This window comes from Acidobacteriota bacterium (assembly GCA_030774055.1).
Taxonomy (GTDB): domain Bacteria; phylum Acidobacteriota; class Terriglobia; order Terriglobales; family Acidobacteriaceae; genus JACPNR01.
In genome coordinates, this window is sequence record JALYLW010000062.1 from 22,779 (window position 1) to 29,339 (window position 6,561).

A 6,561-nucleotide genomic window follows, 5' to 3' on the forward strand; every position below is an offset into this window, starting at 1 on the left:
TACTTTTCCCCACCCGAGAGAGCATAGAGAGCACAAGGCTCGCGCATGGACCTCCGTAAACGGCTGCAATACGCGGTAGCCGCATTGCTGCTGATCATTACTTTCAGCGTTGCGGGATACATCGTCCTCGGCCGCCCTAACGTCACGCTGTTGCAGGCCTTGTATATGGCGGTGATCACGCTGGCCGGGGTGGGCTATAGCGAGATCGTCGAGACCGCCCACAACCCTGCGCTCCGTATCTTCAACATGTTCGTGGTGCTTTTCGGGGTCACCATCACGGTGTACGTGTTCTCGGTGGTAACGGCGTTCCTGGTCGAAGGCGAGATCACGAACATCTTCTGGAGGCGCAAGATGCAAAAAAGGATCGGCGAATTGAAAGGCCACTTCATCATCTGCGGCCTGGGCGACACCGGACGCTTTGCCGTGGACGAACTCCAGAAGACGGGCACACCGTTCGTGGTCATCGAGGGGAGCGCCGAGGTCATCAAGAAATTCCGCGAGCACCACGGCGCCGAAGCCGATAACTTCCTCGTGCTTGAGGGCGATGCCACCGACGAAGAGGTGATGGACCAGGCCGGCATCGACCGCGCCAAGGGACTGATCGCCGCGCTCTCTTCCGATAAAGACAACCTGGTCATCATCGTGATGGCGCGCCAACGCCGCGACGATCTGCGCATCGTCGCGCGTTACACCGAGCCGAAATTCGCCGACCGCATGATCAAGGCGGGAGCGAACTCCACCGTCTCCCCCAACCGTATCGGCGGCCTGCGCCTCGCTTCGGAGGCCCTGCGCCCGCACGTGGTCGGATTCCTCGACCTCATGCTGCGCGAGCAGTCGCGCACCCTGCGCATCGAAGACCTGGAGATCCATGCCGGTACCGCTTGGGTCGGCCAGACTCTCGGCGAGCTGAAGATGCACCCGCGCTACAACCTGCTGGTGCTGGCGGTGAAGAACATCTTTGGCGACAACGCCTTCATCGCCAATCCCACTGACAACCTGCGGCTCACTGCCGCCTCGGTCATCATCGCGATGGGTGACATCAACGACATCCGCCGCGCACGCCAGGAGTGCGAAGCGCGCTCCGCCACCACCGCCTAGCAGGATCAAAGGCTGGTAAAATGAAACGGCCGGCGCCCGCCGGCCGTCCCTCACGTCTTCCAATCCTTAGTGGATGTCTAGCCCGATGATGCGGCCGGCCGCGTCGATCTCCAGGTTCGCCGGCGCCGCCATCACCACGTCGCCGCTCACGCCGGTGAAGGCGATGAACACGCGCGGGTCCACGTAGTTCGCCTGGTGCTGGCGCTTGATGAAGGTGAGCGCCTGGTCGCTGCGCCATTTCTTGGGCAGCTCGAAGGCAAGATCGACCAGGTCGCCATTCTCCGAGACCGAGACGGCAACTTCTACCGGGACGCGGGTTTGCACCTCCAACTCGTCTTTGGACACGTTGGGCTTCAGTCCCACGTAGTACTGAAAGCGTCCATCGTCGGCAGAGAAATTGTTGCGTTCTACGATAATGCCCATAAGCGCGCCGCGTAAGCCCTTGCCGTCTCGGTATGTGGTCGAAGTGTTGTCACCTAAGTGCTGTCCCAGCAGAGTTTTACCACAAAACGCTCACTCTGCGGGACGAGTACAATCAAGGTAGTCCTGAGGGCGCAGCTCTGCATCTAAAGCATGCAGGACCCAAACCGCCTAGTGTTGAGTTTTTAAGTCTTGAGTTTTGAGGGAGTTACCCATGAAGGCTTATCGAAATGCCGGTCTGTGGCTGCTTTCGCTCGCGCTGCTCTTGGCGGTCATCGCCGGATGCAGCAAGAGCAAGAGCGATGCGCAGCTCGCCGGCGAGGTCCAATCGAAGATCCAGCAGGATTTTGCCATCACCAACAAGCAGCTGGGCGTGAACGTAGCCAATGGCGTGGTCACACTGAGTGGCGCCGTGGGTAGTGAGATGGAGCGCGCCGCCGCTGCCAATGATGCTGCCCAGATCCAGGGTGTCCGCACCGTGGTGAACAACCTCACGGTGAGCGACCAGGCCGCCGGCATGCTGAACCAGCCGCCACCGGCGCCGGAACCGCAGCGCCCAGTCGCATCATCCTCGCGACGCAGCGCTTCGACGCCGCGCTCGCGGTCGAGCGCTGGCGACAGCACGGCCTATAACTCGCCGGCCATGCCGTCGAACAACAACAGCAGCGCGACCTACACGCCTGCTCCGCCTCCACCGCCTCCACCGGTCGAGATCCCGGCAGGCACGTCGATATCGGTCCGCATGCTTGACCCGATCGACTCCGACAAGAACCAGGTCGGCGACCGCTTCCGCGCTACGCTCGACCAGCCCATCACCGTCGATGGCAGGGTCGTGGTTCCCGCGAATGCTGACGTCGAAGGTCGCGTGGTCGACCTCGCCAGCGCCGGTCACTTCAAAGGCAAGTCGCAGCTCGCGCTGGAATTGAGCCGCATCAGCTATAGCGGACACAGCTACTCCATCAACTCCAACAAGTGGTCGAAGGCCGGCGGTTCACGTGGTAAGCGGACGGCCGCAACGGTTGGTGGCGGCGCGGCCCTCGGAGCCATCATCGGCGCCATCGCCGGCGGCGGCAAGGGTGCTGCCATCGGCGCCGGTGTAGGCGCCGGAGCCGGTACCGGTGTCCAAGCCATGACCAAGGGCGAGCAGATCCACGTGGAGCCGGAAACGGTGCTCAACTTCCGTCTTGAACAGCCCATCACCGTGGCGGCGGCAGGACGCAACTCCTCGCCCGGCCAGGTCACTACGGTCGATAACAATCCGGACACCAGCGATCCCAACCGCCCGGTCCTGAAGCGCCGCTAACGAAACGATCCACCGAGCGGCAGCCTGCAAACGGCTGCCGCTTTCTTTATCTTCACGGCATTCCCATTTCACCGGAGTAGCATCTACCAGTCCGACGCCTAAGCTCTCCCATGCCCAAGATCAGCGCCCTCATCCACGCCCATAACGACGCTCTGCGCATCGGCCGCGCGCTCGATTCCCTGCGCGCTTGCGATGAGGTCCTGGTCATCGATCATGCCTCCGATGATGACACCGCCGATATCGCGCGCCGGCACGGTGCCACGGTCAAGAAGGGACTCCCCGGCGTGGAGCCCGGCGCTTACCTCGCGGACACGCGTTACGACTGGGTGCTCTGCATCCTGCCCAACGAAGCGGTGAGCGAGGCGCTCGAAGCCTCGCTGCTGGAGTTCCGCGAGCGCAAGTGCGAGGACGAGCATGCCGTGGCCTACAACCTCACGCTGCGGGAGGAGTACGGCGCCGACTGGCGGCCTCTCGCCCCCGAGACGCGCCTCGCCGATCGCGCCAAGCTTAACTGGACGTCGAAGTGTCCACCCCACCTCCCCGAGGCGCCCAGCCTGGCCGGCGAGCTGCTGCGTTTCGAGGAACCCCGGCGGATCAGGAGTGCTTAAACCCGCTTATACCCGTCTGGTTCCGTCCTATAATCAGCCAGGCTCCCCCACACGATCGTGCCGGATCTCACTCTCATTATCGCCTCCGTGGTGTTCCTGTTCGGGCTCTGCCTGGGCAGCTTCCTCAACGTGTGTATCTACCGGCTGCCGTTGGGACTCTCCGTGGTCCATCCCCGCTCGGCCTGCCCCAGCTGCCACACCGCCATCGCGGCATGGGACAACATCCCGGTGCTGAGCTGGCTGCTCCTGCGCGCGCGCTGTCGCGCCTGTGGCGCGCGCATCGTCGCGCGCTATGCCGTGGTCGAGTTGCTCACCGCGCTCACCTTCGTCGCCATCTTCCTCACCTTCGGCCTCTCGCTCGCGACCCTCAAATTCTGCGTCTTCGCCTTCCTGCTGCTCGGCCTGATCTTTACCGACGCTGAGACGCACCTGCTTCCCGACCAGCTCACGCTTCCAGGGCTGACGCTGGGATTGCTCTTCGGCTTCTTCGTCCCGGTTGACACTCTCGCCGCCCGCATCTTCCCCTTCCTCGGCGAGCTGCCGCTCTCCTCCGATCTCTCCGCCCGTCTCTTCTGGTTCTCGGACGCGCTGCTCGGGGCCGCCGTCGGAGCTTCGTTCATCTATGGCGCCGGTGTCATCTACCTGCGCTTTCGCGGCGTGGAAGGCATGGGATTCGGCGACGTGAAGCTCATGGCCATGGTCGGTGCTTTCCTCGGCGTCAAGCTCACCATCTTCGTCATCTTTACCGCATCGCTCGCCGGCTCGCTCTTTGGCGTCGCGACGATGCTGGTGGTGTGGTTGCGGCGTACGCGCCGCCGCATGCGCGTGGCGCATGAGCCGGCAGCGGTCGCGCGCAAACGCGCCTGGGTATCGGCGGCCCTGGTCTACCGGAACTTCCAGGTACCCTTCGGCGTCTTCTTGGGCAGCATGGCCCTGTTCGCCGTCTTCTTCGGCGAGCGCATCACCACCTGGTACCTGGGTCTCTACCGATGAGGCCCTGCCGATGAACGTGAACGTGCTCACCAACCCGATCGTCCTCAAGATGCTGGGGACGTTCGTCATCGCAGTGCTGGCGTTCATCATCGCCGTGCTCTGGATCCGCGGTCTGCGCAAGGAGATCCTGGAAGACTCGCGCATCAGCGAACAGCGGCCCGCGGCGCTGGGCGACATCGCTTTCTCGCTCGCAGCGTACAACGGCGTGATCCAGAAGCTGAAGGAGCAGGAGACCGAGTTGCAGCGGCTGCGGCAGAGCGAGCGTGGTCGCGCCGCCACTTCCGAGAGCGTGAGCGAGGCCGTGCTCTCCAACCTCGCCAGCGGCGTGCTGCTGTTCGCGAACAATGGGATGGTGCGGCACGCCAATCCGTCGGCGCGGGCCATCCTCGGTTTCGGCGCCCTCTTTGGCATGCACGCCCGCGATATCTTCCGGCGCGTGAGCGGCGTCCGCCGCGAGGGGATGGGCGAGACCACTCCCGACGCCCTCGTCGAAGCCATCGACCAGTGCTTGCGCCACGGCCTTCCCTTCCGCCGCATCGAGGCTGATTACCAGACGCCCGCCGGTGAACGCCGCGTGCTCGGCATCACCGTCTCGCCGGTGCGTGGCACGCTCGATGAAGCTCTCGGCGCTGCTTGCCTCATCAGTGATCTCACCGAGATCACCGACCTCAGCCGCCAGATGCGCGAGCGCGACAAGATGTCTGCGCTGGGCGAGATGTCCGCCGGCATCGCTCACGAGTTCAAGAACTCTCTCGCCACCATCTCCGGCTACGCCCAGATGCTCACCCGCGAGAACGATCCCGCGACCACCCAGCAGTTCGCCGCCAAGATCGTGGGCGAGACCCAGAACCTTACCCGCGTCGTCACCGACTTCCTGAATTTTGCCCGGCCGCAGGAGCTCGAGACCGGAGAGGTCCCGGTGCGCGCGCTGATCGAGGAGTGCGTGCAGGAATGTGGCGAATGCGGCATGGTCGCCGACCTCAGCCGCCTCTCGCCGGAGGTAACGCTCACCGGTGATCGCACCGCGCTGCGGCAGGCGTTCTCCAACCTGCTGCGCAATAGCGTGGAGGCCGCCGCCGGACGCCCGCTGCGCGTCGTGATATCCGCCGAGGCTGAAGGCTCGAACCTGCGCCTCTACTTTCGCGATGATGGCCCCGGCATCTCCGCCGAGAACCTCCCACGCGTCTTTATCCCGTTCTTTACCACCAAAGCTCAGGGCACCGGATTAGGCCTGGCCTTGGTGCAGCGCATCGTCACCGAGCATGGCGGAACGGTCAAAGCCGAGAGTAGCCCGGCGGGAACCCTGTTTACCCTGTCGTTTCCCGTGAAATACCCGGTCCCAACCACCGTTTCGGCGGATTAACATGTTGCTCAGGCGGAGCGTCGGGGTTATGCTTCCGTTAACCCCTGGCCTGGAAGGACAGGAACCACTATGGATCGCGCTATGAAATCACTTTTGTGCACCTTGGCCGCGCTGCTCATCGCAGCGCCGCTGGCTTGCGCGCAAAGCTCGAACGAGGGAGTGTCGCTCGGCGACGCCGCCCGCGCTCAGCAAGCGAAGAAGTCGCGTACCTCTCCCAACGCCAAGGTCTACGACAACGAGAACCTGCCCAAGAGCGGCGCGATCTCCACCACGACCGGCGACTACGCCGGCATTGCGGCTGCACCCACTTCGTCGAAAAGCTCCGGCACTTCGGCAGCGGCTGCTTCCACCACCTCGTCGGCGACAGCTGGCAAGGATAAAGACAAAGACGCGAAAGAACAGACTCCCGACGAGGCGATGAAGGCGCAAGCCGATGACTTCAGCGCGAAGGTGGCTGAAGCCAAGAAGAACATCACCCAACTCGAGCGCGAGGTTGACGTGATGCAGCGCGAGAACCGGCTGAAGGCCGCCGCCTTCTACGGCGACGCCGGCACCAAGTTGCGCGATGGCGCGAAGTATCAAGCCGACGATCAGAAGCAGCAGGAGACACTGAAAGCCAAGCAGGATGAGCTCAACGCCGCGAAGGCGGCGCTCGACCAGGTGCGCGACGACATCCGCAAGGCCGGCCTGCCCAGCTCCATCGGAGAGTAGTTTTTAGTAGCGTCGGCGTCTCGCCGGGTCGGGGCCCCGGTACGAGCGCAGCGAGTGTGGGGAGC

Annotated in this window: 7 protein-coding genes; 6 read left to right on the forward strand and 1 reads right to left on the reverse strand. The window is 63.8% G+C overall.

What is annotated here, in order from left to right; translation table 11 throughout:
• Positions 1 to 45 precede the first annotated feature (45 nt).
• A complete protein-coding gene (locus M3P27_04900) occupies positions 46 to 1,098 on the forward strand; it encodes a potassium channel protein (protein MDP9267649.1) in 1,053 nt (350 codons plus the stop codon).
• A gap of 66 nt (positions 1,099 to 1,164) precedes the next feature.
• Here M3P27_04900 and M3P27_04905 read toward each other — a convergent pair whose 3' ends face one another.
• A complete protein-coding gene (locus M3P27_04905) occupies positions 1,165 to 1,521 on the reverse strand; it encodes a hypothetical protein (protein ID MDP9267650.1) in 357 nt (118 codons plus the stop codon).
• 211 nt (positions 1,522 to 1,732) lie between these two features.
• Here M3P27_04905 and M3P27_04910 point away from each other — a divergent pair, with 211 nt between their 5' ends.
• The 5 genes from M3P27_04910 (at position 1,733) to M3P27_04930 (ending at position 6,496) form a co-directional block, all read left to right on the forward strand.
• Entirely contained in the window at positions 1,733 to 2,821 is a 1,089-nt protein-coding gene (locus tag M3P27_04910; protein ID MDP9267651.1) for a BON domain-containing protein, read from the forward strand.
• A 110-nt stretch (positions 2,822 to 2,931) separates the two neighbouring features.
• Positions 2,932 to 3,429, forward strand: a complete 498-nt coding sequence (locus M3P27_04915) for a hypothetical protein (protein ID MDP9267652.1) — start codon at positions 2,932 to 2,934, stop codon at positions 3,427 to 3,429.
• A gap of 57 nt (positions 3,430 to 3,486) precedes the next feature.
• A complete protein-coding gene (locus tag M3P27_04920; GenBank protein ID MDP9267653.1) occupies positions 3,487 to 4,422 on the forward strand; it encodes a prepilin peptidase in 936 nt (311 codons plus the stop codon).
• Positions 4,423 to 4,432: 10 nt separating this feature from the next.
• Positions 4,433 to 5,785, forward strand: a complete 1,353-nt coding sequence (locus M3P27_04925) for an ATP-binding protein (protein MDP9267654.1) — start codon at positions 4,433 to 4,435, stop codon at positions 5,783 to 5,785.
• Between the two features lie 81 nt (positions 5,786 to 5,866).
• Positions 5,867 to 6,496 carry a hypothetical protein gene (locus M3P27_04930; GenBank protein ID MDP9267655.1) on the forward strand — a complete coding sequence of 210 codons (630 nt, stop codon included), beginning with the start codon at positions 5,867 to 5,869 and terminating at the stop codon, positions 6,494 to 6,496.
• Positions 6,497 to 6,561 lie beyond the last annotated feature (65 nt).

What these genes read in the sequence shown, in the direction of transcription:
- M3P27_04900 (MDP9267649.1), top strand. Translation starts at nt 46, where the DNA reads ATGGACCTCCGTAAACGGCTGCAATACGCGGTAGCCGCATTGCTGCTG.
- M3P27_04905 (MDP9267650.1), bottom strand. Translation starts at nt 1,521, where the DNA reads ATGGGCATTATCGTAGAACGCAACAATTTCTCTGCCGACGATGGACGC.
- M3P27_04910 (MDP9267651.1), top strand. Translation starts at nt 1,733, where the DNA reads ATGAAGGCTTATCGAAATGCCGGTCTGTGGCTGCTTTCGCTCGCGCTG.
- M3P27_04915 (MDP9267652.1), top strand. Translation starts at nt 2,932, where the DNA reads ATGCCCAAGATCAGCGCCCTCATCCACGCCCATAACGACGCTCTGCGC.
- M3P27_04925 (MDP9267654.1), top strand. Translation starts at nt 4,433, where the DNA reads ATGAACGTGAACGTGCTCACCAACCCGATCGTCCTCAAGATGCTGGGG.
- M3P27_04930 (MDP9267655.1), top strand. Translation starts at nt 5,867, where the DNA reads ATGAAATCACTTTTGTGCACCTTGGCCGCGCTGCTCATCGCAGCGCCG.